At 68.1% G+C, this 24,530-nt stretch carries 28 protein-coding genes and 1 riboswitch; of the genes, 11 read left to right on the top strand and 17 right to left on the bottom strand.

What is annotated here, in order from left to right; genetic code table 11:
• Nucleotides 1-273 precede the first annotated feature (273 nt).
• The 3 genes from AB0H54_RS02465 (at nucleotide 274) to AB0H54_RS02475 (ending at nucleotide 3,124) form a co-directional block, all read left to right on the top strand.
• Nucleotides 274-1,563, top strand: coding sequence for an adenylosuccinate synthase (locus AB0H54_RS02465; RefSeq protein WP_355274712.1), 1,290 nt, complete (start codon nucleotides 274-276; stop codon nucleotides 1,561-1,563).
• 205 nt (nucleotides 1,564-1,768) lie between these two features.
• Entirely contained in the window at nucleotides 1,769-2,650 is an 882-nt protein-coding gene (locus tag AB0H54_RS02470) for a hypothetical protein (protein WP_357342237.1), read from the top strand.
• Nucleotides 2,651-2,830: 180 nt separating this feature from the next.
• Nucleotides 2,831-3,124 (top strand): hypothetical protein, encoded by a 294-nt coding sequence (locus AB0H54_RS02475; protein WP_357342238.1) that lies wholly within the window; start codon nucleotides 2,831-2,833, stop codon nucleotides 3,122-3,124.
• A 13-nt stretch (nucleotides 3,125-3,137) separates the two neighbouring features.
• Here the strand turns inward: AB0H54_RS02475 and AB0H54_RS02480 are convergent, their stop codons facing one another.
• The 3 genes from AB0H54_RS02480 to AB0H54_RS02490 all read right to left on the bottom strand — a co-directional run bounded on the left by AB0H54_RS02480 (nucleotide 3,138) and on the right by AB0H54_RS02490 (nucleotide 5,007).
• Complete coding sequence (locus tag AB0H54_RS02480; protein WP_357342239.1) at nucleotides 3,138-3,956, bottom strand: alpha/beta hydrolase; 819 nt, start codon at nucleotides 3,954-3,956, stop codon at nucleotides 3,138-3,140.
• Between the two features lie 155 nt (nucleotides 3,957-4,111).
• Complete coding sequence (locus tag AB0H54_RS02485; RefSeq protein ID WP_357342240.1) at nucleotides 4,112-4,675, bottom strand: methylated-DNA--[protein]-cysteine S-methyltransferase; 564 nt, start codon at nucleotides 4,673-4,675, stop codon at nucleotides 4,112-4,114.
• A 47-nt stretch (nucleotides 4,676-4,722) separates the two neighbouring features.
• Nucleotides 4,723-5,007, bottom strand: a complete 285-nt coding sequence (locus AB0H54_RS02490) for a hypothetical protein (RefSeq protein WP_357342242.1) — start codon at nucleotides 5,005-5,007, stop codon at nucleotides 4,723-4,725.
• A gap of 61 nt (nucleotides 5,008-5,068) precedes the next feature.
• Between AB0H54_RS02490 and AB0H54_RS02495 the strand changes: the two genes are divergently transcribed.
• Nucleotides 5,069-6,571: a PLP-dependent aminotransferase family protein gene (locus tag AB0H54_RS02495; protein WP_355274699.1), complete on the top strand. Its 1,503-nt coding sequence runs from the start codon at nucleotides 5,069-5,071 to the stop codon at nucleotides 6,569-6,571.
• 1 nt (nucleotide 6,572) lies between these two features.
• Here AB0H54_RS02495 and AB0H54_RS02500 read toward each other — a convergent pair whose 3' ends face one another.
• Nucleotides 6,573-6,932, bottom strand: a complete 360-nt coding sequence (locus AB0H54_RS02500; RefSeq protein ID WP_355274696.1) for a hypothetical protein — start codon at nucleotides 6,930-6,932, stop codon at nucleotides 6,573-6,575.
• Nucleotides 6,933-7,010: 78 nt separating this feature from the next.
• Nucleotides 7,011-8,105: a CaiB/BaiF CoA-transferase family protein gene (locus AB0H54_RS02505; protein ID WP_357342244.1), complete on the bottom strand. Its 1,095-nt coding sequence runs from the start codon at nucleotides 8,103-8,105 to the stop codon at nucleotides 7,011-7,013.
• A gap of 127 nt (nucleotides 8,106-8,232) precedes the next feature.
• Between AB0H54_RS02505 and AB0H54_RS02510 the strand changes: the two genes are divergently transcribed.
• On the top strand, nucleotides 8,233-8,715 hold the full coding sequence (locus AB0H54_RS02510) for a DUF456 domain-containing protein (RefSeq protein WP_355274691.1): 483 nt from the start codon (nucleotides 8,233-8,235) through the stop codon (nucleotides 8,713-8,715).
• A 1-nt stretch (nucleotide 8,716) separates the two neighbouring features.
• On the opposite strand, the gene AB0H54_RS02515 is transcribed toward AB0H54_RS02510, so the two are convergent.
• Together AB0H54_RS02515 and AB0H54_RS02520 are read right to left on the bottom strand one after the other, a co-directional pair.
• Nucleotides 8,717-9,583, bottom strand: a complete 867-nt coding sequence (locus AB0H54_RS02515; RefSeq protein WP_357342246.1) for an amidohydrolase family protein — start codon at nucleotides 9,581-9,583, stop codon at nucleotides 8,717-8,719.
• 57 nt (nucleotides 9,584-9,640) lie between these two features.
• Complete coding sequence (locus tag AB0H54_RS02520; RefSeq protein WP_357342248.1) at nucleotides 9,641-11,029, bottom strand: FAD-dependent oxidoreductase; 1,389 nt, start codon at nucleotides 11,027-11,029, stop codon at nucleotides 9,641-9,643.
• A gap of 189 nt (nucleotides 11,030-11,218) precedes the next feature.
• On the opposite strand from AB0H54_RS02520, the gene AB0H54_RS02525 reads away from it, so the two are divergent.
• The 4 genes from AB0H54_RS02525 to AB0H54_RS02540 all read left to right on the top strand — a co-directional run bounded on the left by AB0H54_RS02525 (nucleotide 11,219) and on the right by AB0H54_RS02540 (nucleotide 14,105).
• Entirely contained in the window at nucleotides 11,219-11,677 is a 459-nt protein-coding gene (locus tag AB0H54_RS02525; RefSeq protein WP_355274596.1) for a hypothetical protein, read from the top strand.
• 46 nt (nucleotides 11,678-11,723) lie between these two features.
• Nucleotides 11,724-11,841: riboswitch (SAM riboswitch) on the top strand.
• Nucleotides 11,842-11,858: 17 nt separating this feature from the next.
• The gene (locus AB0H54_RS02530) at nucleotides 11,859-12,275 is read left to right on the top strand and encodes a rhodanese-like domain-containing protein (protein WP_357342250.1); all 417 of its coding nucleotides are present in this window, start codon (nucleotides 11,859-11,861) and stop codon (nucleotides 12,273-12,275) included.
• A gap of 10 nt (nucleotides 12,276-12,285) precedes the next feature.
• Entirely contained in the window at nucleotides 12,286-13,494 is a 1,209-nt protein-coding gene (locus AB0H54_RS02535; RefSeq protein ID WP_357342252.1) for an O-succinylhomoserine sulfhydrylase, read from the top strand.
• Between the two features lie 71 nt (nucleotides 13,495-13,565).
• Nucleotides 13,566-14,105 carry a hypothetical protein gene (locus AB0H54_RS02540; RefSeq protein ID WP_357342254.1) on the top strand — a complete coding sequence of 180 codons (540 nt, stop codon included), beginning with the start codon at nucleotides 13,566-13,568 and terminating at the stop codon, nucleotides 14,103-14,105.
• A 10-nt stretch (nucleotides 14,106-14,115) separates the two neighbouring features.
• On the opposite strand, the gene AB0H54_RS02545 is transcribed toward AB0H54_RS02540, so the two are convergent.
• The 3 genes from AB0H54_RS02545 to AB0H54_RS02555 all read right to left on the bottom strand — a co-directional run bounded on the left by AB0H54_RS02545 (nucleotide 14,116) and on the right by AB0H54_RS02555 (nucleotide 15,898).
• Nucleotides 14,116-14,463, bottom strand: coding sequence for a hypothetical protein (locus AB0H54_RS02545; RefSeq protein WP_357342255.1), 348 nt, complete (start codon nucleotides 14,461-14,463; stop codon nucleotides 14,116-14,118).
• 89 nt (nucleotides 14,464-14,552) lie between these two features.
• Nucleotides 14,553-15,650: an SPFH domain-containing protein gene (locus AB0H54_RS02550; RefSeq protein ID WP_357342256.1), complete on the bottom strand. Its 1,098-nt coding sequence runs from the start codon at nucleotides 15,648-15,650 to the stop codon at nucleotides 14,553-14,555.
• 14 nt (nucleotides 15,651-15,664) lie between these two features.
• Complete coding sequence (locus AB0H54_RS02555) at nucleotides 15,665-15,898, bottom strand: hypothetical protein (protein ID WP_357342258.1); 234 nt, start codon at nucleotides 15,896-15,898, stop codon at nucleotides 15,665-15,667.
• A gap of 115 nt (nucleotides 15,899-16,013) precedes the next feature.
• Between AB0H54_RS02555 and AB0H54_RS02560 the strand changes: the two genes are divergently transcribed.
• Nucleotides 16,014-16,643 carry a DJ-1/PfpI family protein gene (locus AB0H54_RS02560; protein WP_357342260.1) on the top strand — a complete coding sequence of 210 codons (630 nt, stop codon included), beginning with the start codon at nucleotides 16,014-16,016 and terminating at the stop codon, nucleotides 16,641-16,643.
• Nucleotides 16,640-17,107 (top strand): MarR family transcriptional regulator, encoded by a 468-nt coding sequence (locus tag AB0H54_RS02565; RefSeq protein WP_357342261.1) that lies wholly within the window; start codon nucleotides 16,640-16,642, stop codon nucleotides 17,105-17,107. The genes AB0H54_RS02560 and AB0H54_RS02565 overlap by 4 nt, the downstream gene beginning before the upstream one ends.
• On the opposite strand, the gene AB0H54_RS02570 is transcribed toward AB0H54_RS02565, so the two are convergent.
• The 7 genes from AB0H54_RS02570 to AB0H54_RS02600 form a co-directional block, all read right to left on the bottom strand.
• Entirely contained in the window at nucleotides 17,104-17,826 is a 723-nt protein-coding gene (locus tag AB0H54_RS02570; protein ID WP_357342263.1) for a hypothetical protein, read from the bottom strand. The genes AB0H54_RS02565 and AB0H54_RS02570 overlap by 4 nt on opposite strands.
• Nucleotides 17,827-17,978: 152 nt before the next feature.
• A complete protein-coding gene (locus AB0H54_RS02575; protein ID WP_357342264.1) occupies nucleotides 17,979-18,527 on the bottom strand; it encodes a YceI family protein in 549 nt (182 codons plus the stop codon).
• Between the two features lie 25 nt (nucleotides 18,528-18,552).
• Nucleotides 18,553-19,173, bottom strand: a complete 621-nt coding sequence (locus tag AB0H54_RS02580) for an FMN reductase (RefSeq protein WP_357342265.1) — start codon at nucleotides 19,171-19,173, stop codon at nucleotides 18,553-18,555.
• Complete coding sequence (locus tag AB0H54_RS02585) at nucleotides 19,170-20,261, bottom strand: LLM class flavin-dependent oxidoreductase (protein ID WP_357342266.1); 1,092 nt, start codon at nucleotides 20,259-20,261, stop codon at nucleotides 19,170-19,172. Before AB0H54_RS02585 ends, AB0H54_RS02580 begins: the two co-directional genes overlap by 4 nt.
• Nucleotides 20,262-20,355: 94 nt before the next feature.
• Nucleotides 20,356-20,955: a Uma2 family endonuclease gene (locus AB0H54_RS02590; RefSeq protein ID WP_357342268.1), complete on the bottom strand. Its 600-nt coding sequence runs from the start codon at nucleotides 20,953-20,955 to the stop codon at nucleotides 20,356-20,358.
• A 576-nt stretch (nucleotides 20,956-21,531) separates the two neighbouring features.
• Nucleotides 21,532-23,571, bottom strand: a complete 2,040-nt coding sequence (locus tag AB0H54_RS02595) for a GNAT family N-acetyltransferase (protein WP_357342269.1) — start codon at nucleotides 23,569-23,571, stop codon at nucleotides 21,532-21,534.
• 62 nt (nucleotides 23,572-23,633) lie between these two features.
• Nucleotides 23,634-24,434, bottom strand: coding sequence for an HAD-IIA family hydrolase (locus AB0H54_RS02600; RefSeq protein WP_357342271.1), 801 nt, complete (start codon nucleotides 24,432-24,434; stop codon nucleotides 23,634-23,636).
• Nucleotides 24,435-24,530: the final 96 nt, after the last annotated feature.

The raw sequence follows: 24,530 nt of genomic DNA on the forward strand, positions 1-24,530 counted from the left end.
GTCACCACATCGGAGAACGTGGGTACTCAAACTGCGGTACACCCTCCTCGGTCGGGTCGACGGTGTGTCGCCCTCGAACACGGCCAAACCCCCTGCCGGCAAGTAACCGTAACCGATCGTGGCACCCGGAGCGGCCGGGGGTCGGCGTGCTCGGACAGGGCAGGTCGGAGGGCCCTGATCAGGCGTCGACTAGACTGTGTCTCCGGCCACCGCCTCAATCGGCAGGTAGCTGCAGTACACCGTGTGCTGCCGTCGATCTGTAGGAGACGCGAAATGCCGGCAATCGTCCTCATCGGCGCCCAATGGGGCGACGAGGGTAAGGGCAAAGCTACCGACCTGCTCGGTGAGCGGTTGCAGTGGGTCGTTCGTTACCAGGGCGGCAACAACGCAGGCCACACGGTCGTGCTCCCCAACGGCGACAAGTTCGCGCTGCACCTGATCCCGTCCGGCATCCTCACCCCCGGTGTGCAGAACGTCATCGGCAACGGCGTCGTGGTCGATCCCGGCGTGCTGCTCGAAGAGCTGGCCGGTCTCGAAGAGCGCGGGGTGGACACCTCCGGCCTGCTGCTCTCGGCCGACGCGCACCTGATCATGCCGTACCACGTGGCCATCGATAAGGTCGCCGAGCGCTTCCTCGGCAGCCGCAAGATCGGCACCACCGGCCGTGGCATCGGCCCCTGCTACCAGGACAAGGTCGCCCGCGTCGGCGTCCGCGTCGCCGACGTGCTGGACGAGAAGATCCTCACCCAGAAGGTCGAGGCCGCACTGGAATTCAAGAACCAGGTGCTGGTGAAGATCTACAACCGCCGCGCGCTGGACCCGCAGCAGGTGGTCGACGAGGTGCTCGGCCAGGCCGAGTCGTTCAAGCACCGCATCGCCGACACCCGCCTCGAGCTGAACCTGGCGCTCGAGCGCGGCGACACCATCCTGCTGGAAGGCTCGCAGGGCACCCTGCTCGACGTCGACCACGGCACCTACCCGTTCGTCACCTCGTCCAACCCGACCTCGGGCGGCGCGGCGGTCGGTTCCGGCATCGGCCCGAACAAGATCGACACGGTGCTCGGCATCCTCAAGTGCTACACCACCCGCGTCGGCTCCGGCCCGTTCCCGACCGAGCTGTTCGACAACTTCGGCGAGTTCCTGGCCAAGCAGGGCGGCGAGGTGGGTGTCACCACCGGCCGCGCCCGCCGCTGCGGCTGGTTCGACGCGGTGATCAGCCGCTACGCCACGCGCGTCAACGGCATCACCGACTACTTCCTCACCAAGCTCGACGTGCTGTCGGGTCTGGACACCGTGCCGATCTGCGTCGCCTACGAGATCGACGGTGAGCGGGTCGAGCAGATGCCGACCACCCAGACCGAGTTCCACCACGCCAAGCCGATCTACGAGGAGATGCCCGGCTGGTGGGAGGACATCTCGCACGCCCGCACCTTCGAGGAGTTGCCCGCCAACGCGCAGGCGTATGTGCTGCGTCTGGAAGAGCTTTCGGGCGCGCGGATCTCGTGCATCGGCGTCGGCCCCGGCCGCGATCAGACGATCGTGCGCCACGACGTGCTGGGCTGAGTTTCTTCGCGAATGGCCCCTCCCCGCGCTCGGGGAGGGGTCATTTTCGCAGTTCAGGGTCGACACGCGCGAGTGATGTCGACTCGCTATCGATTTGACAGCATCCGCTCGGCTACCGCTATCGTCGCTGCGCGGTACGCGGGGACGTGCCGCACTGTGTCGAGTGTGTGAGTGGGTGTTCGGCGTGATCCGTCGGTCCGATGATGTGAACTCTTCGACGGCGCGGCGGGTCGCTCGCCCGCTCGTCGGCGTGCTGCCGATGGCGCTGGCCGTCGCCTGTGCCGGTGTCGCGATCGCGGTGCCGCAGCCGGGGATCAACCCGGAACAGCCCGGCGTGAACACGCCGGCGCCCGCCGACGACGGCCGTTCCGATCTGGCGAACTTCGACGTTCCCGACACCCTGGAGCGCCTCGCCCCCGAACGCCCGGAATCGCGTCCGGTGCCCGAGTACACCGCCCCGCCGCCGCCGATCGTCATCGAGGAACTGCATCTCCCCGAGCCGGTCGAGCCCGTGGCGCCCATCGCCCCGCCCCCGCGCACCCTGCGCGTCGGCGACTTCACCAGCCCCGTCCCCGACGAGGTTCCCGGCGAGGTCCTCGACGGCGTGAACACCACCGCCGCCGATGTCGAGGCCGCCATCGCCACCCAGGGCCGCTCGATCGGCATCAACCCCAGCCGCTCCGACAAGATCGCTGCCGCCACCGCGGCGGGCGCTCTCGGGGGCGCTGCGCTGTTCGGCGTCCCGGCCGCTGTCGCCGGTGGCGTCGTCGGTGGTGCGGCGGGTGCGGCAGTGGGCGGGGCGATCGGATTCGGTGTCGGCGTGGCGGGGTCGGCCGCCGCGACCGCCGGTGTCGCCGCGCTGGCGGCCGCCGCCACCGGCCCCGGTGCGCCCGTGACCTTCCCGGTGACCTGGGCCGCCGAGTCGCCGCTGATCATCGCGGCGGGCGCTGGTGCCGCCGGTGCCGGTGCCCTCATCGGTGCGGGTGTCGGTGCCGTTGGCGGTGCGGCGCTCCTCGGCGTCCCCGCCGCGGTCGCGGGTGGCGTTCTGGGCGGAGCTGCCGGTGCCACCTACGGCGCTACCCTCTGACCCGCTGACCGGCGCCTGCGCTCGGACGAAGGTTGCTCGATCGGCCTCGGCCTCGTCGGCGGCGATCGATGATGGGGCCGGCCGATGAACGCAAGGTCGCCACTCTCCGACAGGCGCGGGTCTGGGCAGGCCGGACCCGGCGGTAGTACCGTCGAGTCGGGTTTCGGACGGAGGTGACGGATGACGGTGCGCGCGGGTCTGGCCTTGTCAGCGCTGCTGACGCTCGCTGTCGTGTCCGGCTGCTCGTCGCCCAGCGAGACAACGCCGCCACCCAGCCCGGCGCCGGTGAGTTCGGTGCTCCCGCCCGCGCAGACCCTCGCGCCGTCGCAACAGCGCAACGAGCGCATCCGGGGCATGCTGTACACGGCGGGCTGCACCAGCAACGCCTGCGTCCAGACCTACTTCGCCTGTATGGACGGCTACCTCACCGGCGAGCCCTGCCAGTTCTACCGCGATCACCCACCGCCACCCTGATCGGCAGGTCCGTTCAGGGGGTGGCGGTGAGGAAATCGCCGATGGCGGGGGCCAGGATCGAGATCTTCGGGTTGTGGCTCACGCCGGGCAGTTCGGCGAAGGTCGCGTCGGGCAGGGCCGCGGCCGCGGCCTTGGCGCCCCGGGTGAGCATCGGGGAGGTGCGGTCGCCCGTGAGGACGAGGACCGGGACCTTCACCTCGCTCCAGTCGGCGGGATCGAGCGACTTGCCGAGCATGAACGGCCGCATCACCGCCCAGTCGTGGGCCGTCGAATTCGAGGTCGCGGCAAGGTTTTTCCAGAACGGGGTCAGCCGCATCGCGGAGACCATCAGCCACGGCATGCCCATCGCCTTGGTCATGTAGTACCGCACCGTCTTGTTGCGCTTGTCCGCGGCGATCATCGGATGCAGCTTGTCTGCCAGGTTCTTCGGCGGCACATGGTCTTTCGGGTCGACGACGAACGGCGGCTCGAACGCGACCACCGCGGTCACCCCCGCCACCTCGCGCGCGGCGAGCAGTGCCAGCGCGGCGCCCGAGGACCAGCCGAACAGCGCCGCCTGCCCGCCCGCGGCCTCGACCAGCGCGGCGATGTCGGCGATCTCGTTGGCCACGTCGTACACGCCGGGGGAGTCGGCGCTGTCACCGCGCCCGCGCCGGTCGTAGTTGAGCACCGTCAGACCGAAATCGGTCGCCAGGGTCTGCGCGAGCTCGACCATGGTCGTGTACTCGCGGTAGCTGAACGCCCCGCCGATCAGGATGACGGTGCCCGCCGTTCCGTCCCCGACCCGGTCGTAGGCAATCGTGGTGCCGTCGGCCGACGTCACAGTCTGCATCGTGGTTCCTCTCGCATTCGGGCCGTGTGACCACCGGACTCGACGGTACGCGATCGCGTCCATCGCAGGTCGGCACGGGTTTCCCGAGGTGCGCGTGCTGCGTCACCGTCCATGCGGACGCACCCGGCGACCGAGAACTCATCGGTCGGGCCGGGTCAGAACAGCATCGGCTCGCCGAAGCCGGGGGTGCGCTCGATCTCCAGCAGCCGGGCCTTGGTGCCGATGCCGCCGGGCGCGGAGAAGCCGTGCAGCGCGTGGTCGGCGGCGAGCACACGGTGACACGGGATGATGAGCGGAATGGGGTTGCGGCCCAGCGCCTGTCCGACGGCCTGGGCCGAGCCGGGAGCGCCGAGGCGGATCGCGATGTCGCCGTAGCTGAGGGTGTGGCCGGGGTCGATGTCGCGGGTGACGGCGTAGACGCCCCGGTAGAACTCTGGCACGCCGCGCAGGTCGACGTCGATCCAGCGCAGCGCGTCCAGCGTGCCCGCCAGGTGCGCGCGGATGCCCGCGATCGCCGCGGTGATCACGGGTCCCGGCTCGTCCTCGACGACCGGCGCGCCCGCCAGCGGCCTGGTGATCCGGGCGAGCGTCTCCTCCTCGCTCGCCTCGGGCAGCTGGAACCGCACGACGGTGTCGCCGTGCCAGGCGATGGCGCACAGGCCGATCGCGGTGTCGAACAGTGCCGCGGCAACCGGTTCGGTCCGGGTTCCGGAACTCATGAGCACAGTGTGCGCCGACCCGGTGACAGATTCGGGTCCGCCCCCGGTCACGCGGCGAGTGGCCCGCGCTCACCGGCCTTGAGAAGGCCAGTTTCCGGCAACTGGACTGGACTGGTTTCGGTGGCCTTCGGCGCTTCGGTCAGCGGCTCGTCGTCGTGCACCCGCACGGCATCGAGGTCGCGGAAAAGTCGCTGGTCATCATAGGTGCCGAAGGCGCGGTCGTGCGGCGAGGACTGGAACGGCCAGAACGGCAGCTCGCCCTGTTTCGGGGAGAAGTGGTAGACCGCGTATCCGAAGGCGGCGGCGACGGCGAGGGCGAGAAAAGTGGTCATGACGTAAGAATCCTCCGACTGGCCTTGCCTAGAAATATCCACTTACGGAATACTGGACTTCATGGCGACAAGAGTGATCGGCGCGTCCGGCCTGGCCCGCGACCTCGGCCGGTGGCGCGACCCCGAAACCGACGGCGATTCCCCCGAGCGCCGTCCGCACCGGCCCGCCTATCTGGCCCTGGCCGAGGCCATCCGGCTGCTGATCCACGACGGCCGCGCCCCGCTCGGCGTCGCGCTGCCCAGCGAGCGGGATCTGGCCGCCACCCTCGGCGTCAGCCGCACGACGATCACCTCCACCTACTCGCTGCTGCGCGAGCACGGCTACCTGATCAGCCGTCAGGGTTCGCGCAGCACGGTGGCGCTGCCGCCCGCCATCCAGCACGACGGTTCCAAGCCCGCCCGCGGCATCATGGCCCTGATGGCCCAGCCCGAGCTGCCGACCATCGACATGACCTACGCGGCGATGTCGGCACCGCCGGAACTGCACGACGCGTATTCCGCCGCGCTGCAAGGAATTCCGGCCTACCTCGGCACCCACGGCATGGACCCGGTCGGGGTGCTGGCCCTGCGCGAGGCGCTGGCCCGTCGCTACACCGCCCGCGGCCTGCCCACCGAACCCGACCAGATCCTGGTCACCCTCGGCGCCCAGCACGGCCTGCGGCTGCTGCTCAACGTGCTCACCTCGCCCGCCGCGCGCGTGCTGATCGAGCACCCGAGCTATCCGAACGCGATCGAGGCCATCCGCGATGTCGGCGCCCGCCCGATCCCGGTGCCGCTGCGGCCCGAATCGCCGCACGCCGGTTGGGATCTCGACGGGCTGCGCAGCACCGCCAGGCAGACCGCGGCGACGCTGGCCTACCTGGTCCCCGACTTCAACAACCCCACCGGCCTGCTGCTCGACGCCGACGGCCGCGCCGAACTGGCGGCCATCGCCCGCGACACCAGGATGACCATCGTCGTCGACGAGTCGATGAGCGAGCTGAACCTGTCCGGCGACACCATGCCGCCGCCGGTCGCCGCGTTCGCCAAGGGTCCGGAGATCATCACCATCGGCTCGGCGTCGAAGTCGTTCTGGGGTGGCCTGCGGGTCGGCTGGATCCGCACCAACCAGGCGCTGATCACCAAGCTGCTCGGTATCCGCGCCACCGTCGACCTCGGCACCCCGGTGATGGACCAGCTGGCCACCGTGCACCTGCTCGAGCACGCCGAACCGATCCTGGCGCGCCGTCGCGAGCAGCTGCGTGCCCAGCGCACCGCCCTGCTCGACGCCGTCGCCGAGGATCTCCCCGGCTGGCACATCACGCCCGGCGCGGGCGGCATGTCGGTGTGGGCGCAGCTGCCGAGCCCGGTGTCGACGGCACTGGCCGCCACCGCGCCCAATCACGGCGTATTGCTCGCCGCCGGACCGCGTTTCGGCGTCCAGGGCGCGTTCGAGCGGTTCCTGCGCCTGCCCTTCACCCACCCGGAGGCCGAGCTGCGCCTGGCCGTGAAGTCCATCGCCGCCGCCTACGACGCGCTGACCCCGCGCGCCGCCGATCCGCTCCAGCCGCTCACCTGCTACTGAGTCAGCCGAATCCGCACGAGTGGTAGGTGGCCGGGTGCGGCCGCACGGTCTCGTACCCGGCGCCGAGCATGAACAGCGTCGAGATCACGATGGCCACGGTGGTGAGCGGCACGGCGACGCCGCCGCGCGCGGACGGATAGCGGAACAGCAGCATCAGCAGGCACACCAGCGCGATGGTGGTGGCCGCCAGCAGCCCGGCCGCGAGCCCGTTGAGCAGGCTGACCGTGATCGGGACCGGCAGGTCGCTGCGGCAACGGGATTCGGCGAGCTGCGCGTGGCGATCGTCGAGCAGGGCCTCGGCCACCGCGAAGGCGAGCAGCGCGGCGCCGAAGGTGGTGACCGCGATCAGCGCGGTGAGCACCTTCGGTGGCCGGTGGCCGGTTCGGATCCGTGGCCTGTCGTCGATAGTCGCTGAGACTACCGACGACAGGCCGGAGAATCAGTCAGCCCAGACCGATTCGATCGGTGTCGTCTCCGACGGCGGCGGGGTCGGCACGCCGCCGGGGGTGCGGGAGAACCGCGGCGCGGGCGCGTGCTGGACCACGCCCTCGATCTCGATCAGGCCGGTACGGGCCGCGATGTGCGGATTCTCGGTGGCCTCGGTGAAGGTGAGCACCGGGGTGGTGCAGGCGTCGGTGCCGTCGAAGATCGCGGCCCACTCGTCGCGGGTCTTGGTCTTGAACTTGTCCGCGAACAGCTTGCGCAGCTGCTCCTGCCCGTTCGGGTCGAGCTGCATCGGCAGACCCTCCGCGTCGATCTCCAGCCCGGCCAGCAGCTGGGCGTAGAACTGCGGCTCGATCGCGCCGACGGCCATGTACTTGCCGTCGGAGGTCTCGTAGGTGTCGTAGAACGCCATGCCGGTGTCGAGCAGGTTGGTGCCGCGCTCGTCGGACCACAGGCCGACCCCGCGCATGCCCCACATCATGTGCGAAAGGGCAAGCGCGCCATCGACCATCGCGGCGTCGATGACCTGGCCCTGCCCGGAGCTCTGCCGCTCGACCAGCGCGGCCAGCACACCGAACACCAGGAACATCGAGCCGCCACCGAAGTCGCCGACCATGTTCAGCGGCGGCACCGGCCGCTCACCCTTGCGGCCGATGGCGTTGAGCACACCGGTCAGCGAGATGTAGTTGATGTCGTGGCCTGCGCGATCGGCGAGCGGACCGTACTGGCCCCAGCCGGTCATCCGGCCGTAGACCAGGCGCGGGTTGCGGGCCAGCGCGTCGACGGGACCGAGGCCCATGCGCTCGGTGACGCCGGGGCGGAAGCCCTCGAGCAGCACATCGGCCCGCTCGACCAGGTCGAGGATCTTGGCGACGTCGGCCGGATCCTTCAGGTTCGCCTCGACGATGGTCCGGCCGCGCCACTGCGGTCGCTCCATGTATCCGGGCATCATGCCGGGACGCTGCACGCGGACCACATCGGCGCCGAGATCGGCCAGCAGTAGCGCGGCGTGGGGACCGGGCCCGATGCCGGCCAGCTCGATGACCTTGATACCCGCGAGGGGTCCCTGCTTGGCGGCGGACTCACTCACACCTGACCTCTGTTCATCGTCGAACGGTATTGACACATTGACAATAGCGTCGGGATGGCGAGCCGGGTAGGGCATGGGTCAGAATTCCGGTGGCGCGACTCGGCGCCACAATGGGAGGAACCCGGTAGTGAGCGTGTGGGGTGAGGTCATTGTAGGCCTCGTCATTCTGGTCGGCCTGATCGGTGTGATCGTACCGATTCTGCCCGGCGTCATTCTGATCTTCGCGGCAATCGCGGTGTGGGCCTTCATGACCGGTGGCAGCACCGCGTGGACGGTGCTCGCGATCGCCTCGGTCGCGCTGGTCATCTCCGGCGTCGTCAAGTACACCTGGCCGGGCAGGCGGATGCGCGAGGCGGGGGTGTCGAACAAGGCGCTGCTGTTCGGCGCGGTCCTCGGGGTCGTCGGCTTCTTCGTCATCCCGATCGTCGGCCTGTTCATCGGCTTCGTGCTCGGCGTGTACCTGGCCGAGCTGTACCGGTTGAAGACCAACGAGCTGGCCTGGCCCGCGACGCTGCACGCGCTCAAGGGCGTCGGCCTGTCGATGCTGGTCGAGCTGTTCGGCGCGCTGATCGCCGCCGGTGTCTGGTTCACCGGCGCGATGCTGGCCTGAGTTATTCGATGACCGGCAGCGGGCGGGTGTGCTCGCCCGCGCCGGGCAGTTCGTCGCGGGGGATCGGCACCGTCGGATTGTCGGTGCGCGGGATCGGCGTCGTCGGCAGCGGATCGGCCGTGGACCGGTCCGCGATCGGCAGCCGGTAGAACTCCCTGGCGTTGTCCTCGAGCACCGAGTGCAGGTCGGCGCCGACCACCTGCCAGATCAGTTCGACGTCGGCGTCGGCGAACGGCCTGCCCGCCCTGGTGCCGGGCAGGTCGCTGCCGAACATCAGCGCGCCGGGGTTGACGGCGTGGATCCGGCGCAGCGTCTCGGCCACGTCCATGTCGACCCGGCCGAAACCGGTGGCCTTCACCCTCGCGCCGCGATCGACCAGATCCAGCAGGTAGGGCAGACCCTCCTCGGACATGCCGAGGTGGTCGATGGACAGCGCGGGCAGTTTCGAGATCACCGGTTGCAGCGAGGCCAGCATCTGGCCGTCGATGTAGAGCTCCACGTGCCAGCCTGCCAGCTCGTGCGCGCGCAGCGCCTGCAACGTCATCTCGGTGATGTCGGCGGCGGCGCGCTTGAGATTGAACCGGAGCGCGCGCACGCCGGCGCGATCCAGCTCGATGATCTCGTCGTCGGTGGCGTCCAGATCCAGCCGGGTGACCCCGACCCAGTCCTCACCGAGGGCCGCCAGCGCGGCCTTCAGATAGGACTGGTCGGAACCCTGGAACGACGCGCTGACCACCGCACCACCGCGAACATGAAAGTGCTCCATGCGCTTTCGGTAGTCCGCGATGGTGTAGGGGTCGGGCAGATAGCCTTCGTTCTCGATCAGCGGGAACCGCGGATCGATGATGTGGACGTGGGCATCGAACACTTGTACAGAATGCCTCGAGTTCGGCGGAATGGAACAGTTCGGGCCCGACGTCCGTGGCTAGACCTTGTTCGGCTCGGAGGCGCGCAGCATGTCCTCGCGCTCCACGACCTTGACGCGCTCACGGCCTTCGGGCTCGCCGAGGGCGCGCTCGTGGGCGTCGAGGCGGTACCAGCCGGCCCAGGTGGTGAACGGGATGCCCTTGCTCTCGAGGAACGTGGTGACCGCGTCCAGCTCGGGCTGCGGCGCCGGGGCGAAGTCCTTGGCGTCGTCGAGCAGGCAGGCGATGGTCTCGTTGGCGTCGCCCTTGGTGTGGCCGATGAGGCCGACCGGGCCGCGCTTGATCCAGCCGGTCACGTAGGTGGCGGGCATGAAGCGGGCGTCGCCCTCGGCGGTCTCGTCGGAGATCACGCGACCGGCTTCGTTCGGCACGGTGCCCGCCTGGTCGTCGAACGGCAGCTGGGTGATGTTCTGCGACAGGTAGCCGACGGCGCGGTAGATGGCCTGCACGTCCCACTGCTTGAACTCGCCGGTGCCCTTGACGTTGCCGGTGCCGTCGAGCTGGGTGCGCTCGGTCTTGAGCCCGACGACCTTGCCGTCCTCGCCGATGACCTCGGCCGGGGACTCGAAGAAGTGCAGGAACAGCTTGTGCGGGCGGTTGCCCTGATCACGGATCGCCCACTGCTCGAGAGTGTTGGCGACCATGTCGACCTGCTTGGAGTTGCGGCGCGCGGCCTCGGAGCCCTCGTCGTAGTCGATGTCCTCGGGGTCGACGATGACCTCGATCGTCGGCGAGTGGTCGAGCTCGCGCAGCTCGAGCGGGGTGAACTTGGCCTGGGCGGGACCACGACGGCCGAAGACGTGGACCTCGACGGCCTTGTTGGCCTTCAAGCCCTTGTAGACGTTCGGCGGGATCTCCGTCGGCAGCAGCTCGTCACCGGTCTTGGCCAGCACACGGGCGACGTCGAGGGCGACGTTGCCGACACCGAGCACGGCGACCTTCTCCGCCTCCAGCGGCCACGAACGCGGCACGTCGGGGTGTCCGTCGTACCAGGACACGAAGTCGGCGGCACCGTAGGAGCCGTCGAGGTCGATACCCGGGATGGGCAGGGCGCGGTCGGCGTTGGCGCCGGTGGAGAAGATGACCGCGTCGTAGAACTGACGCAGGTCGTCGAGGGTGATGTCGGTGCCGTAGTCGATGTTGCCGAGCAGGCGCACCTGGTCCTTGTCGAGGACCTTGTGCAGGGCGGTGATGATGCCCTTGATGCGCGGGTGGTCGGGCGCGACGCCGTAGCGGATCAGGCCGAAGGGCGCGGGCATGCGCTCGTAGAGGTCGATGCTGACATCGGCATCGGACTTCATCAATGCGTCGGCGGCGTAGATACCGGCCGGTCCTGCGCCCACGATCGCAATGCGGAGCGGGCGGGTCGCTGCACTCTGTTCGGTCATTTTCTACGCGCACCCTTTGGTCGAGAACTGTTGACGGCGTCAATTTAGCTTAGGCTAAGTTGACGATCCGGCTGCTGGCAGCCGCCTTCGAGATCGGCGGCGCACCGCATTCTGGCGATTCTATCTGCGGCGTTGTGGCCACCCGGCGTGCGGTGTGGTTGCCCGCACCGGGTCTGTCAGGATTACAGCATGAACGAGGAGCAGACAGGCTCGGAAGACCAGCCCATCGTGGTGGATCAGACCGACAAGCGTTCCATCGTCCCGTTCGTCGCGGCCGCGGTGATCGCGGTGATCGTGCTCGTCGGCATCGTGCTCGGCGGGCTGCTCTCGCCCGCTGAGAAAAATGTCACAGAGGCCGACCGGCTCGCGGCCGCCGTCACCAACTATATCGACGCGCGCTCGCGCAGTGAGCTGCGTCCGCCGCCCGGTGTCGCCTGCCCCGGCTTCGACGAGGAGAAGTCGGGCCTGTCGGAACGGCTCGGTGGCCCGAAATCGGAAGTGACGATCGACAAGAAGGGTTTCGACAAGGCGACGGTGAACGGCGACCGGGCCAAGATCGACGCCACCGTGCGGATCGGCGACACGTCGTCCACCAGCACCTGGAACCTGACCAGGGTGGATGGCAACTGGCTGGTCTGCACCCCGTAGAACTGTTTGACACGGTGACCTCCGCCGGGGCAATCTCAGATCGCAAGGTCATGAGTACCAGCGCCAAGCCCCGGCTCGCTGGTCGGCAACCCTCCTCCGCGGTGGGGTGCTCCGGGTGACGACCTGGCCGTGTGCCCGGAGAACCGGCACGGCAAGAGCGGATTCACGCAGGAGGTTCGACATGACTTACGCCGGCGACATCACCCCTGAGAAGGCGTGGGAGATCCTGACCGAGCACCCCGACGCGGTGCTGGTCGACGTGCGCACCGAAGGCGAGTGGGCACAGATCGGCATCCCCGACACCAGCTCGATCGAGCGCCCGGCCCACTTCATCGAGTGGGTCGACGGCACCGGGACCCGCAATCCGAACTTCGGCGCGCAGCTCGAGCAGGTGCTGGCCGGGCGGCCGGACGACGCGCCCGTGGTGTTCCTGTGTCGCTCCGGTCAGCGCTCCATCGGCGCGGCGACCGTGGCGACGGCGGCGGGCTTCACCCCGTCCTACAACGTGCTGGACGGTTTCGAGGGCGGCCCCGACGCGTTCGGGCAGCGCGGCAGCGTCGGCTGGCGCGCGGTCGGCCTGCCGTGGCGTCAGGCATAAGGAGAAACGCATGATCACCGGTGGTTCGTTCGACAAGCCACTGCCCGAGGGCGTCGGCCCGGCCACCCTCGGCGTCCGCGGCGGTCTGCGCCGCTCCGGCTTCGAGGAGACCTCCGAGGCGCTCTACCTGACCTCGGGCTTCGTCTACGAGAGCGCGGAGGCCGCCGAGGCGTCGTTCACCGGCGAGGTCGAGCACTTCGTCTACTCCCGCTACGGCAACCCGACCGTGGCCATGTTCGAGGAGCGCATCCGGCTGCTCGACGGCGCCGAGGCCGCGTTCGCGACCGCCTCGGGCATGTCCGCGGTGTTCACGGCGCTGGGCGCGCTGCTGAAGGCGGGCGACCGCCTCGTCGCCGCCCGCAGCCTGTTCGGCTCCTGCTTCGTGGTGTGCAACGAGATCCTGCCGCGCTGGGGCGTGGAGACCGTCTTCGTCGACGGTGACGACCTCGAGCAGTGGGAGCAGGCGCTCTCGGTGCCCACCCAGGCCGTGTTCTTCGAGACCCCGGCCAACCCGATGCAGACCCTGGTGGACGTCCGCAAGGTCACCGAGCTCGCGCACGCCGCGGGCGCGAAGGTGGTGCTGGACAACGTCTTCGCCACCCCGCTGCTGCAGCGCGGCTTCGAACTCGGCGCCGACGTGGTGGTCTACTCCGGCACCAAGCACATCGACGGCCAGGGCCGCGTGCTCGGCGGCGCGATCCTCGGCGCCCAGGACTACATCGACGGCCCGGTGAAGAACCTGATGCGCCACACCGGCCCCGCGCTGAGCCCGTTCAACGCCTGGACCCTGCTCAAGGGCCTGGAGACCATGCCGCTGCGCGTGCGCCAGTCCACCGAATCCGCGCTGAAGGTCGCCCGGTTCCTGGAGACGAACAAGTCCGTGAACTGGGTGAAATACCCCTTCCTGGAATCGCATCCGCAGCACGCCCTCGCCACCGCGCAGATGTCCGGCGGCGGCACCGTCGTCACCTTCGAGCTGGCAGGCGACGACGGCAAGAAGCGCGCCTTCGAGGTCCTCAACCGTCTGCGCATCATCGACATCTCCAACAACCTCGGCGACGCGAAGACCCTGATCACCCACCCCGCCACCACCACCCACCGCGCGATGGGCCCCGAGGGCCGCGCGTCGATCGGCCTGTCCGACGGCGTGGTCCGCATCTCGGTCGGCCTGGAGGACATCGAGGACCTCCTCGGCGACCTCGACCACGCCCTGAGCTGAAACCCACAGCGCGCCAGTCCGTCGGCGGTCATCGACCGCCGGATGTGCTGGTGCGCTGTTAGTTTCGGTTGATGGACGCGGAAGAACGTCAGGCCTACTACGCCGAGAACGATCGTCGTAGGCGGCGGGCGAAAGAGCTCTTCGACGAGCACACCTGGACTTTCCCGATCGACGACGCGATCGTGGCGTGGGCGGGCCGGACTTTCACCGGGCCCGCCGCCGAGCTGCCACTGCGTGAGGAGCACCGGGGCCCGTGGTCCGCTGAGGTCGGTTACGCCACGGCCATCGGGCTCACCGGGGTCATGGGGAAGATTCTCGATCGCGCGGTCGCCGACGGCATCGTGTCGCTGCCCGAACCGGGTCGGATCGACTCGGCCTACTCGACGCGGCACGAGTACTACGAGACCACCGACGGCATCGGTTACGGCTTCTATCCCGCCCGGACCGACGAGCTGATCGTCTACAGCGGCTCGGCGGTGAAGTTCGAGGCGATCGAGCGATGGCCCGAGGTCGGCCCCGGGGCCGCGGTGCGGGTCGTGCGCGAGGTGATCGCGACCTTCGACAGTCCGCGGCCGGGGTTTCAGCAGGCCCCGTCGAATTGGCGGGGCTGATCCGGCGGCGCTACAGGGGGACCGCCGTTTCGAGGATCCCGATCACCTCGTCGAGCTGGCCGATGACGAAAAGCTCGGTGCCGGTGTCGGTCTCGATGAGCAGGCGGGTGCGCAGGCCGCCGCTGAACAGGCCGCCGTCCGGGCTCTGCCTGCCGACGGCGCGCACCTGGCTCAGGGACACCTCCCAGCGCTTGCCACCGGTGAGCGCGTCCAGGTGGTTGGGCACGAAGAGCAGGCGGGCTCCGGTCAGGAAGAGGCGTCCGCCGACGGCCCTGCCGCCCTGCGTTCGATTGGCGAGTTGCTGCCAGATCACCTTCTCGGAGGCGTCCAGCTCGGGGCTGCCGATCCACAATCCCATCAGTCATTCCTTGCGTCGATCCCGGCGTTCGTGCCAGAGAATCGACATCCGGCCGGGCGCCGTTAATGGCGCCCGGCCGGACACCGGGATCAGGCGTTGTCGGTATCGCCGTTCGACAGCGCCTTCTGCAGGGAGTTGAAGACGGTCAGGCCCTGACCGACCATGCCGTTGACCAGTTCGCCGACGCCGTCGGGGCCGTTGAGGACGGTGAGATTCGCGTTGGCCAGGCCGTTGGAGGCCTGCTTGACGATCTCGGGCAGCTGCTCGATGAGCAACTGGTCCAGGGCGATCCGGTTGTTGGAGGCGGCGGCCTCGGCCTGGATGCGGGTGCGGTCGGCCTCGGCCTCGGCGAGGATGCGGACGCGTTCCGCCTCGGCCAGTGCGGGTTTCACGACTTCGGCCTGCAGTTCCTGCTCCCGCAGTTCGGCGTTCTTGCGGGCCTGCTCGGCCTGGGCGGTGAGGACCTCCTGCCGGGCGATGGCGTCGGCGAGCGGACCCGCCTGGGCCGCTTCGGCATTGGCCTTGTCGATGTCGCGCTGATACTGCGCCTTGAGGATCGAGGTCTCCCGCTCGTACTCGGCCCGGCGGCGCAGCGACTCCTGCTCGGCCTCGGCGGCGCGCTGCGCGGCCTGGGCCTGGGCGATCTGGGCGTCGCGCTGCACGGCCGCGTTGTGCGGTGCGGCCAGGGCGTTGATGTAGCCGAGGTTCCCGTCGTCGATCGACTGGATCTGGAACGAGTCGACCCACAGGCCGATATTGCCCATCTCCACCTTCGAGGCGAGCAGGACCTCGTCGGCCAGCTTCTGGCGTTCGCGGATGATCTCCTCGACCGTCATCGAGCCGACGATGGAGCGCAGGTGGCCGGAGAAGATGCGGCCGGTGAGCACCGACATCTCCTGCTCCTGCTCGGAGAGGAAGCGCTGGGCGGCGTTGACGATGGACGGGGTGTCGTTGGCGACCTTGAACGCGATCACCGCCCGCACGTCGAGCTGGATCGCCTGCTTGGTGACGCAACGCTCCTTGATCTCGGATTCGAACATGGCCAGCGACAGGTAGCGGACCTTACGGAACAGTGGCACCACCCAGGCGCCGCGGCCGATGACGACCCTGAACGGCGCGTTGTCCTTGGTCTTGGCGCCACTGACCAGCATGGCCTCGTCGGGATCGGGGACGTGATAGCCCAGCATGTGAGCCCCTTCTCTCAGTTCTCTTGCGGCAGTTGCGGTGCGAGGGGAATCCAGACGACGACATCGACGATGCGGCCCGGATGGACCGCGACGATCAGCACGGTGGTCCCGGCCGAGATCGGCTCGTCCGCTCGCGCGATGTACAGCTCGGTGCCCCCGCGGATCGCCACGAGCACTTCGCCCAGCGTGCCCGGGCCCCGGATCGGTGACGTGATGGTGCCCGTCATGCCGTGCACGGGGTCGGTCATCGCGGCTGAACCTCCCTGTCTCGCAGCGAATGACGTCAGCGTACGACGCGCGGCCTTTCGGTGGGTTTCGAATTTCTTATTGACAGCAAGCTGTCAAATATGACAGGATACTGTCATGACGATGCGAACAGTTCACATGGCCGTGTACAACACCCTCGCCGACTGGGAGGTGGGCGCCGCCACCGCGCAGCTCGCCAACGGCAGCTGGCATCGCGAGCCGGGCACCTTCCAGGTGAAGACGGTCGGGTTGACCACCGAGCCGATCACCACGATGGGCCGCCTGCGGGTCACGCCCGACCTCGCGCTGGCCGATCTCGATCCGGCCGACAGCGCGATGCTGATCCTGCCCGGCGCCGATCTCTGGGAGGGCGAGGAGCTGGTGCCGTTCGCGGACAAGGCGCGCGAGTTCGTCGCGGCGGGCGTGCCGGTCGCGGGCATCTGCGGTGCCACCTTCGGCCTGGCCAAGGCGGGCCTGCTCGACGACCGCGCGCACACCTCCAATGCCGCCGAATACCTTGTCTACAGCGGATACTCGGGCGCCGAGCACTATGTCGACGCGCCGGCCGTCACCGACCGGGACGTGATCACCGCCGACGGCATGTCGCCGTTCGAGTTCGCCAGGGAGGTCTTCACCCGGCTCGAGGTGTCCGAGCCGCACGTCATCGAGGCGTGGTACCAGCTGTTCGCGCACCGCGACCCCGCGGCCTACGCCGTGCTCGCCGAGTACGAAGCCGCACACGCGTGACAGCCCGCGACCAGGAACTCTTCTCCACCGCGGCGATCACCTCGTTCAAGCTCAACGGCCAATTCCTCGCCATCGCCGAGGAATTGGCCGCCCCGGCCGGTCTGACCGCCGCCTGGTGGCAGGTCCTCGGCGCCGTCCTCGCCGAACCGCTCCCGGTCGCGGGCATCGCCCGCGCGATGGGCATCACCCGCCAGAGCGTCCAGCGCATCGCAGACCTGCTCGTCGACAAGGGCCTGTGCGAATACCGCCGCAACCCGGCACACAAGCGGGCCAAACTCGTCGCGGCGACGGAATCGGGCCGCGCGGCGGTCCAGCGCATCAACCCGCAGCACGCGAAACTCTCCCACCGCCTCGCCGAGGAACTCGGCCCGGCGGAGTTCGCCTCGATCGTCGCCGCACTGACCCGACTGTCCACCGCGGTCGACGCGATCACGGCCGAGGATCGAACCGACGGCGACCCCTAGCCGAATGGCATTGCGGCGCACCAGGTATCGAAGGCAGAGGTCGACATTCCCTTGGACGTTCCCTGCCAGTAGGGCGTCTGCGCGAGCACGAGGAACCGGCTCCGGCGATCGTCGGTGAAGACGATCGCCTTCCAGGAGCGCTGCGGGGTGTCGTACGGCGAGGAATGCCAGGTGTAGGCGTCATAGCGGCCGAACGCATTGGTGTTCTGCGGAAGTCGCGAGATGACACCGCGGACGTCCGATTTCGCCGGATAGGCGAGAACGGCGTAGCCCGGCTGTTCGGGCAGTCCCGCGCAATCCCACGCTTCGGTCCAATCCCCGAGCTGGAGATTGTCGGTGTTCGGCGCCGTCAGCGGGCCACGGGAGGTGCGATGTGTACACGAGAGCCCGGCGTAGCCGTTGGGCGCGAGCCCGGGGAGCACGGTCGCGATATCCGGCGCTGTCGCGGCCGGTGCGGAGTCGTCGCCGGTCCAGATCGCGATCGCCGCGAACACCGCGATCGCCGACAGCGTGCAGAGCGCGCCGACGAGCCAACCGCTGCGCCTGGACTGGTATCGCGGTCTCGGGGCGTACGGCTGCGGCGGGAGGTACGGCGGGTGAGCGACTCCCGGGGAAGATCCTGGTGCCGGGTCGGGTGACGGGAGGTCTGTCGGCGGGAACCCGGGTCCGAGGTGGGTGGCGTCGCGCGGTGTCGACCACCATTCGCCGTTCTCCGTCACGATGTCCTCCCTCCTGGTCAGCGATGCAGACCCTACCAATGCGTTCCCGCGCCGGACCGGGTCGCCGTGGCGCGCGGAGACGCTCGTCCGGTGGCAGCACGACGCCCCCGGCACCGCGGTGGTGACGGGGGCGTCGGGAAGTGGGGTCGGGGTCAGCTCTGGAGGCCGACCTCGATCTCGAGGGTGAGGGTGATCTTGTCGCCGATGACGGCGCCGCCGTCGGGGAGCGGCATGTCGATGTCGAGGCCGAAGTCGCGGCGGGAGACGACGGTCTTGGCTTCGAAGCCGGCGACCGGGCCGTTGCCCATGCCCTCGTTGACGCCGAGGAACTCGACCTCGAGGGAGACCGGCTTGGTGTTGCCGCGGACGGTGAACTCGCCGTCGACGACGAAATCGCTGCCCTCGCCGCGGAATCCGGTGGACTTGAAGGTCATCACCGGGAACTGCTCGGCGTGGAAGAAGTCGGCGGTGCGCAGGTGGCCGTCGCGCTGGGCGTTGTCGGTGGTGAGGGAGTCGACGCGGATCTCGGCGGTGGCCGAGGCGGAGCCGTCCGCGCCGATGACGAGGGCGCCGTCGAAGTCGGTGAAGCGGCCGCGGACCTTGCTCACCATCAGGTGGCGGACCGAGAAGCCGACGGTCGAGTGGGTGGGGTCGATGGCCCAGGTGCCCGCGGTGAGGCCGTTGGCGATAGCGGTGGTCATGGGAACTCCTTGTGGGGGTTGGGTTCTAGCGTGGAAGGTTGGCGGCGAGCAGATCCGCGAACGGGGTCGGCTCGTCGTACGGGTCGGCGGGTCCGGTGGCGGGCCTGCCGAGGATCTGGGTGGCGAATTCGGCCGCGGCGCGGTCGATCCTGTTGTTGAGCGACTGGTCGGCGCCGTTGGCGCCCCAGTCCGTCGACGCGGCGTACACGGCGGTGGGTACGACGATCGAGCGCAGGTAGGCGAACAGCGGACGCACCGCGTGCTCGAGAGCGAGCGAGTGCCGTTCGGTGCCGCCGGTGGCCCCGGCCAGCACCGGCTTGCCCGCGAGCGAATCCGGTTCCAGCACATCGAAGAAGGTCTTGAACAGACCGCTGTAGGAGGCACTGAAGATCGGGGTCACCGCGATCAGGCCGTCGGCGGTGACGACCTGATCGATCGCCGACCGCAGCGCCGGGGCCGGGAAGCCGGTGATCAGGTTGTCGGCCAGGTCGCGGGCGTGATCGCGCAGGTCGACGAAGTCGAGTTCGACCTCGGCCCCGGCGGCGCGCAGCTCGCGTGCGGTGGCGGTGGCCAGCCGGTCGGCCAGCAGCCGGGTCGAGGAGGGCTGCGAGAGCCCGGCCGACACCACCGCGATACGGGTCGTCATGCGGTCACCTCCGTGGACGTCTTGGCGGCGAGCAGTGATTCGTGGGTCGGCGCGTCGGGGATATGTGCGGGACGTCCGGCGGCGAATTCCTTGCGCAGCACCGGAATCACTTCCTCGCCGAGCAGGTCGAGCTGCTCGAGCACCGTCTTCAGCGGCAGGCCGGCGTGGTCGACCAGGAACAGCTGGCGCTGGTAGTCGCCGAAGTGCTCGCGGAAGGTGAGCGTCTTCTCGATGACCTGCTCCGGGCTGCCGACGGTGAGCGGGGTCTGCTCGGTGAACTCCTCCAGCGACGGGCCGTGTCCGTAGACGGGCGCGTTGTCGAAGTACGGGCGGAATTCCCGGATCGCGTCCTGGGAGTTCTTGCGCAGGAACACCTGCCCGCCGAGGCCGACGATGGCCTGGTCGGCGCTGCCGTGGCCGTAGTGCTCGTAGCGGCGCCGGTACAGCTCGATCAGCCGCTGGAAGTGGTCGGTGGGCCAGAAGATGTGGTTGGCGAAGAAGCCGTCACCGTAGTAGGCGGCCTGCTCGGCGATCTCCGGGCTGCGGATGGAGCCGTGCCAGACGAACGGCGGGACGTCGTCGAGCGGGCGCGGGGTGGAGGTGAACGACTGCAGCGGGGTGCGGAACTTGCCCTCCCAGTCGACGACGTCCTCGCGCCACAGCCGGTGCAGCAGGTGGTAGTTCTCGATGGCCAGCGGGATGCCGTCGCGGATGTCCTTGCCGAACCAGGGGTAGACCGGGCCGGTGTTGCCGCGGCCGAGCATCAGGTCGACCCGGCCGTCGGCCAGGTGCTGCAGCATCGCGAAGTCCTCGGCGATCTTGACCGGGTCGTTCGTGGTGATCAGCGTGGTGGAGGTGGACAGCATGATCTTGTCGGTGCGGCCCGCGATGTAGCCGAGCATGGTGGTCGGCGAGGACGGCACGAAGGGCGGGTTGTGGTGCTCGCCCATCGCGAACACGTCGAGCCCCACCTCCTCGGCCTTCTGCGCGATCGCGACCATCGCCTTGATCCGCTCGGCCTCGGTGGGGGTGCGGCCGTTCGTGGGGTCGGTGGTCACATCGCCCACGGTGAAGATTCCGAACTGCACGGGCCCTCCTCGACTCGCTTTGGTTGCCATGGCAACTATAACCAGCGAGAGCGGGAACCTATTCCGCTGTGAGGCAGCTCACATTCAGGGGTGGCTATGCCTGTTCCAGTGATGCGAACGGAACGGTTACTTCGATGGGATCATCGAGCAGAAGTACGCGGCGATGCACGGTGTGCACGCGGTATCGTCGGCCCGACCAGTCGAGTCGGTACTCCTCGATCTCCTCGATGCGTTCTTCCTTCTGATCGAGTCGGACGATGAGGTACCTCGGAATGCCTGCGGCTGCGTACTGGATCCGCTTGTCGGTGATGTCGGCGTCGATGGTTGACTCGGATGTCACTTCTATCACCAGCAGAATGTGGTCGGTGACTGTGTTGACGTCGTACGGATCGCAGTCCCGGACCCACACGTCCGGATACCGGATGTTCAGACGCCTATCTGCGGCGGCGGCATCGGTGTCCGGAAAGCGGGCTGCGACGTCGGAATCAACCACCATGCATGGACCGCCATCGCGCCGGCCTGACTCGAGTGCTCCAGCCGGGCGACGGACGACACGACTGTGTAGCGGACTCTGGGCCATCAGGCGCACAACTCGCCCGCCCACGATCTCGATATCGCCCAGATCGTCCGCGGCGCCGTCGAAGAACTCGGCAGTCGAAATTCGCAGCTGTGCGTGTTCGTCCGGCGCGCTCATGCTCGACATCATCGCAGGGCAGGCCGCGCGGAACCACCATCCGATTCGATCAGCGATGTCGCTAGCCGGGTGAGTGGGGCGGGATCTGTCTGTGCGAGGTATCTGTAGCTCTGCGGTGGCTGGAATGTGGCATGGGTTCGCAGCTGAGTCAAGGTGAGAGGGTCTGGGAGTGTTCGCGGGCTGCTGACAGACAGGGCTGTGGCATGGTGTGCGCCGGTGAGATAGTCGGCGAATTCTGCTTGGGTGAGCCCGAGGTGGCTGCGATGTCTCTGCCAGATTGTCGGTGGGCTGGCGGTTTCGCGGTCTGCAAGTGTCGCAACCCCCACGACTGCCATCACCGGCGCGCTCGAATAGAGAATGAGCAGGGTTCCGGGTGGGGCGGCGACACGGGTTCGTCGAAGCTCGACAGTTTTGGAGCCATCCAGGATCGCGTCGGCGAATCGCGGCCGAAGCGACAGCAATACCGGACGCGGATTCGATCGGAGTTCGCTCGTTGACCTCGATGTCGCGATCATGGCCTGACCCTAGTCGCGATTGCTGACGAACACCTGTTCGATGGCGAAAGATCGCCAACCCTCATCCCGTGGCGACTCGATACAGGGCTGTGAACAGCTGGTTTCCGATGAGGCGAGGCGAGTAGAAGGTCCCTGGCCCACCGTGTTCTTCCCTGATCAGGTTGTAGGCGTATTCCGAGATCGGCCTGTCGAACAGCTCGGTATCCGAGAACTGTAGTGCTTGGATCATCGGTCCGGCCGCTGCCAGGGTCTCGAGAAGTCTCCAGTCGAACACGCCGTACTTGCTGAATATGGCATGTAGGCGCTCCGGCGTATCGACAAAAACAGCATCCAGCGTTGAAGTTCCGATAATCCCTGATGGGTTGTGCTTGGTTTTGCTGACCCGCCACAGGATCCGGGCCGGTGCCTTCAGTCGAGGTCTCGCGGATCGGTAGTAGACCTGTTCGCGTCCCAGTGAGAGTTCAACGGGTCGGGTTGTCAATTGGTCTGGGTATCCGAGAAGTTCTCCGCTCCACTTCGGCTGGATGGGGATGATGTAGTGCGGCAAGCTGCTGTCGGACAGCTTCGCCGGCCACAGTGTTCGCTCTAGTTCAGCTGCTGCGTGCGGCGGCAGTTCAGGTCGGTGCAGCGGGCCAGGCGGTACTCCCACTGAACGACGTGCAGCATTCGTTGCTTGTGTCACTTCGTGGCTCGTTCCGCAGACCGCCACAACCCATGCGTACCGGTGTTCGCCGACCTGGTGGAACGGTTCCGAGGCCATTGCGCGGACCAGCGGGCCGTCGACATGCTCGTCGGTCACGTCGATAACTTGAGCGCCTTGTGCTTTAGCATCTCGGCGGAGCAGCCAGAGCAGCTGATGGGCGATCGTTTCCGACATGGGGCCGCCCGCAGTGCGGAATAGTGGCACGCGGAGCACGTTGCCATCGAGATGCGCGGCATAACAAGCGATCGGGTCGGCGTCGCCGGTCCGGATTAGCCAGCATGGAACATGTTGCCGTGCGAGCCGGCGTAGCGCATCTCGGAGCTCGCCTCGTGCCTCGCCGGTCTGTTTTCCGAGGAAATTCATCAAGCAAGCTTCGTCGGATGCGCCAGCCCGTACTCGGTCGTAGTCGCTCCCTTGGAGTCGTGCTGGTTGATATGCCGACAAATGGGCGAGCTCGTCTAAATACGTGACCAGATGATCGGGGTCGACCACCTGCAGCGAGGTGAGTTCGGGGATGCGGGCCCTCAGCCGGTTGAACCTCGACCGAAGGCCATCGTCCCAGGTCAATAGGATTTCAACACCTGCGGCGACGGCTTCGGCGATCTGCCACAGGTCGCCCTCGTCCTGCATCGACATTGTGCACTCAGTTGCCGCCTCGGCGAGCTTCCCGTATAGCTCGGCGGCACGTCCTGGTTCTCCAGCGCGATGCGGATACTGGTTCGCAGCCGACTCCAACCGAGCTCGACGATCAACTGGTTGTCGCGCAAGTTCCCGGTGGACGCCGTCGGTGACGACAAGGCGCAGGCCATCGAGATGGTCGGCGGCCAGTACCTGTGAGCGCTCGCTCGTTTTCCTGATGTGGAGGTCCATCAAGATGTTGAGATCAAGCGCGGCTTCGACGGCGTTTGACTCTCCGTTGGACGGCTCGCCATTGCCGACTGAGCTGAATAGGTCGGGGTGGCCGTAGTCGAGCCACCACACCGTCATCGGGCTTCGATCCCTACCACGACCAACTGCTGTTCCGTGTGGGTGGAACCCCAACCGGCTCCACATCTTGTCGAGGTTGTAGTCGTTTCGGCACTTGGCGCGGATTCCGAGGCGAGACGAGTGCCGATCTCGAATTGCGGTGATCAGCGCACGCGCGACACCGGATCCCCGCGCTTCATCGGCGACGCAGAGATGGGCCAGGATGATCTTGTTGTTTCGAGGCAGTCGGAAGAGTGCGTACCCCACCGCTTTGCCCCCAATCCACGCCCCGATCAGCCAACCGCGGAAGGCTGCGTCCTTGAATGCACCGGCAGGCATCAATCCCAAGGTTCGATTGTGGTGTTTCCAGAGATCGATGATCTGGTCGACGTCGTCCTCGGACCTGATCTCATCAACGTGAACCCCGCCCATAGCAAAAAGACGTTACCGTTCCGTGGGGTCCTTTGGGAGGTTTCGGATCCGCGTGGTCGGGGTCAAGCGGGGAAGGGGGTGCGGGTGCGGCCGATCAGGTCGGCGACCGAGTCGACGACCAGGGTGGGCCGGAAGGGGTACTTCTCGACCGAGGTCTTGGTGGAGATGCCGGAGGTGACCAGGATCGTGCGCAGGCCGGCTTCCAGGCCGGAGATGACGTCGGTGTCCATGCGGTCGCCGATCATCACCGTGGTCTGCGAGTGGGCGCCGATGCGGCGCAGGGCCGAGCGCATCATCAGCGGGTTCGGCTTGCCGACGTAGTAGGGGTCCTTGCCGGTGGCGTGGGTGATCAGCGCGGCGACCGAGCCGGTGGCGGGCAGCACGCCGTCGCGGGACGGGCCGGTCGCGTCGGGGTTGGTGGCGATGAAGCGGGCGCCGCGGTCGATCAGGCGGATCGCGGTGGTGATCGCCTCGAACGAATAGGTGCGGGTCTCGCCGAGGACTACATAGTCGGGGTCGACATCGGTGAGGACGTAGCCGATCTCGTGCAGCGCGGTGGTCAGGCCGGACTCGCCGACCACGTACGCGGTGCCGTTGGGGCGCTGGTCGTCGAGGAAGGTGGCGGTGGCCAGCGCCGAGGTCCAGATGGACTCCTCGGGGATGTCCAGGCCGGTCTGGCGCAGCCGGGCCTGCAGATCGCGCGGGGTGCGGATCGAGTTGTTGGTGAGGACGAGGAACGGGATCTCGTTGTCGCGCAGCTCGGCGAGGAATTCGTCGGCGCCCGGGATCAGTTGATCCTCGTGCACCAGCACGCCGTCCATGTCGGTCAGGTACGACAAGATCTGCTCATCCTTGGCGGTCACCAGCTAATCATCCGCTAAAACCGGCGGCGGTGCGAGCCACCGCTACCGGAGAAGTCGGCGGCGGTGTTGGTTAGTGTCGATGCGGCAGGGGCCGCG

This window comes from Nocardia sp. NPDC050718 (assembly GCF_040654235.1).
Classification (GTDB): Bacteria; Actinomycetota; Actinomycetes; order Mycobacteriales; family Mycobacteriaceae; genus Nocardia.

Coding starts and splice junctions, on each gene's coding strand:
- AB0H54_RS02560 (WP_357342260.1), top strand. CDS start 16,014: ATGACGATGCGAACAGTTCACATGGCCGTGTACAACACCCTCGCCGAC.
- AB0H54_RS02555 (WP_357342258.1), bottom strand. CDS start 15,898: ATGACCGACCCCGTGCACGGCATGACGGGCACCATCACGTCACCGATC.
- AB0H54_RS02480 (WP_357342239.1), bottom strand. CDS start 3,956: ATGCAGACTGTGACGTCGGCCGACGGCACCACGATTGCCTACGACCGG.
- AB0H54_RS02495 (WP_355274699.1), top strand. CDS start 5,069: ATGGCGACAAGAGTGATCGGCGCGTCCGGCCTGGCCCGCGACCTCGGC.
- AB0H54_RS02550 (WP_357342256.1), bottom strand. CDS start 15,650: ATGCTGGGCTATCACGTCCCCGATCCCGACGAGGCCATGCTGGTCAGT.
- AB0H54_RS02545 (WP_357342255.1), bottom strand. CDS start 14,463: ATGGGATTGTGGATCGGCAGCCCCGAGCTGGACGCCTCCGAGAAGGTG.
- AB0H54_RS02475 (WP_357342238.1), top strand. CDS start 2,831: ATGACGGTGCGCGCGGGTCTGGCCTTGTCAGCGCTGCTGACGCTCGCT.
- AB0H54_RS02525 (WP_355274596.1), top strand. CDS start 11,219: ATGAACGAGGAGCAGACAGGCTCGGAAGACCAGCCCATCGTGGTGGAT.
- AB0H54_RS02520 (WP_357342248.1), bottom strand. CDS start 11,029: ATGACCGAACAGAGTGCAGCGACCCGCCCGCTCCGCATTGCGATCGTG.
- AB0H54_RS02530 (WP_357342250.1), top strand. CDS start 11,859: ATGACTTACGCCGGCGACATCACCCCTGAGAAGGCGTGGGAGATCCTG.
- AB0H54_RS02485 (WP_357342240.1), bottom strand. CDS start 4,675: ATGAGTTCCGGAACCCGGACCGAACCGGTTGCCGCGGCACTGTTCGAC.
- AB0H54_RS02595 (WP_357342269.1), bottom strand. CDS start 23,571: ATGGGCGGGGTTCACGTTGATGAGATCAGGTCCGAGGACGACGTCGAC.
- AB0H54_RS02575 (WP_357342264.1), bottom strand. CDS start 18,527: ATGACCACCGCTATCGCCAACGGCCTCACCGCGGGCACCTGGGCCATC.
- AB0H54_RS02540 (WP_357342254.1), top strand. CDS start 13,566: ATGGACGCGGAAGAACGTCAGGCCTACTACGCCGAGAACGATCGTCGT.
- AB0H54_RS02580 (WP_357342265.1), bottom strand. CDS start 19,173: ATGACGACCCGTATCGCGGTGGTGTCGGCCGGGCTCTCGCAGCCCTCC.
- AB0H54_RS02535 (WP_357342252.1), top strand. CDS start 12,286: ATGATCACCGGTGGTTCGTTCGACAAGCCACTGCCCGAGGGCGTCGGC.
- AB0H54_RS02590 (WP_357342268.1), bottom strand. CDS start 20,955: ATGAGCGCGCCGGACGAACACGCACAGCTGCGAATTTCGACTGCCGAG.
- AB0H54_RS02490 (WP_357342242.1), bottom strand. CDS start 5,007: ATGACCACTTTTCTCGCCCTCGCCGTCGCCGCCGCCTTCGGATACGCG.
- AB0H54_RS02465 (WP_355274712.1), top strand. CDS start 274: ATGCCGGCAATCGTCCTCATCGGCGCCCAATGGGGCGACGAGGGTAAG.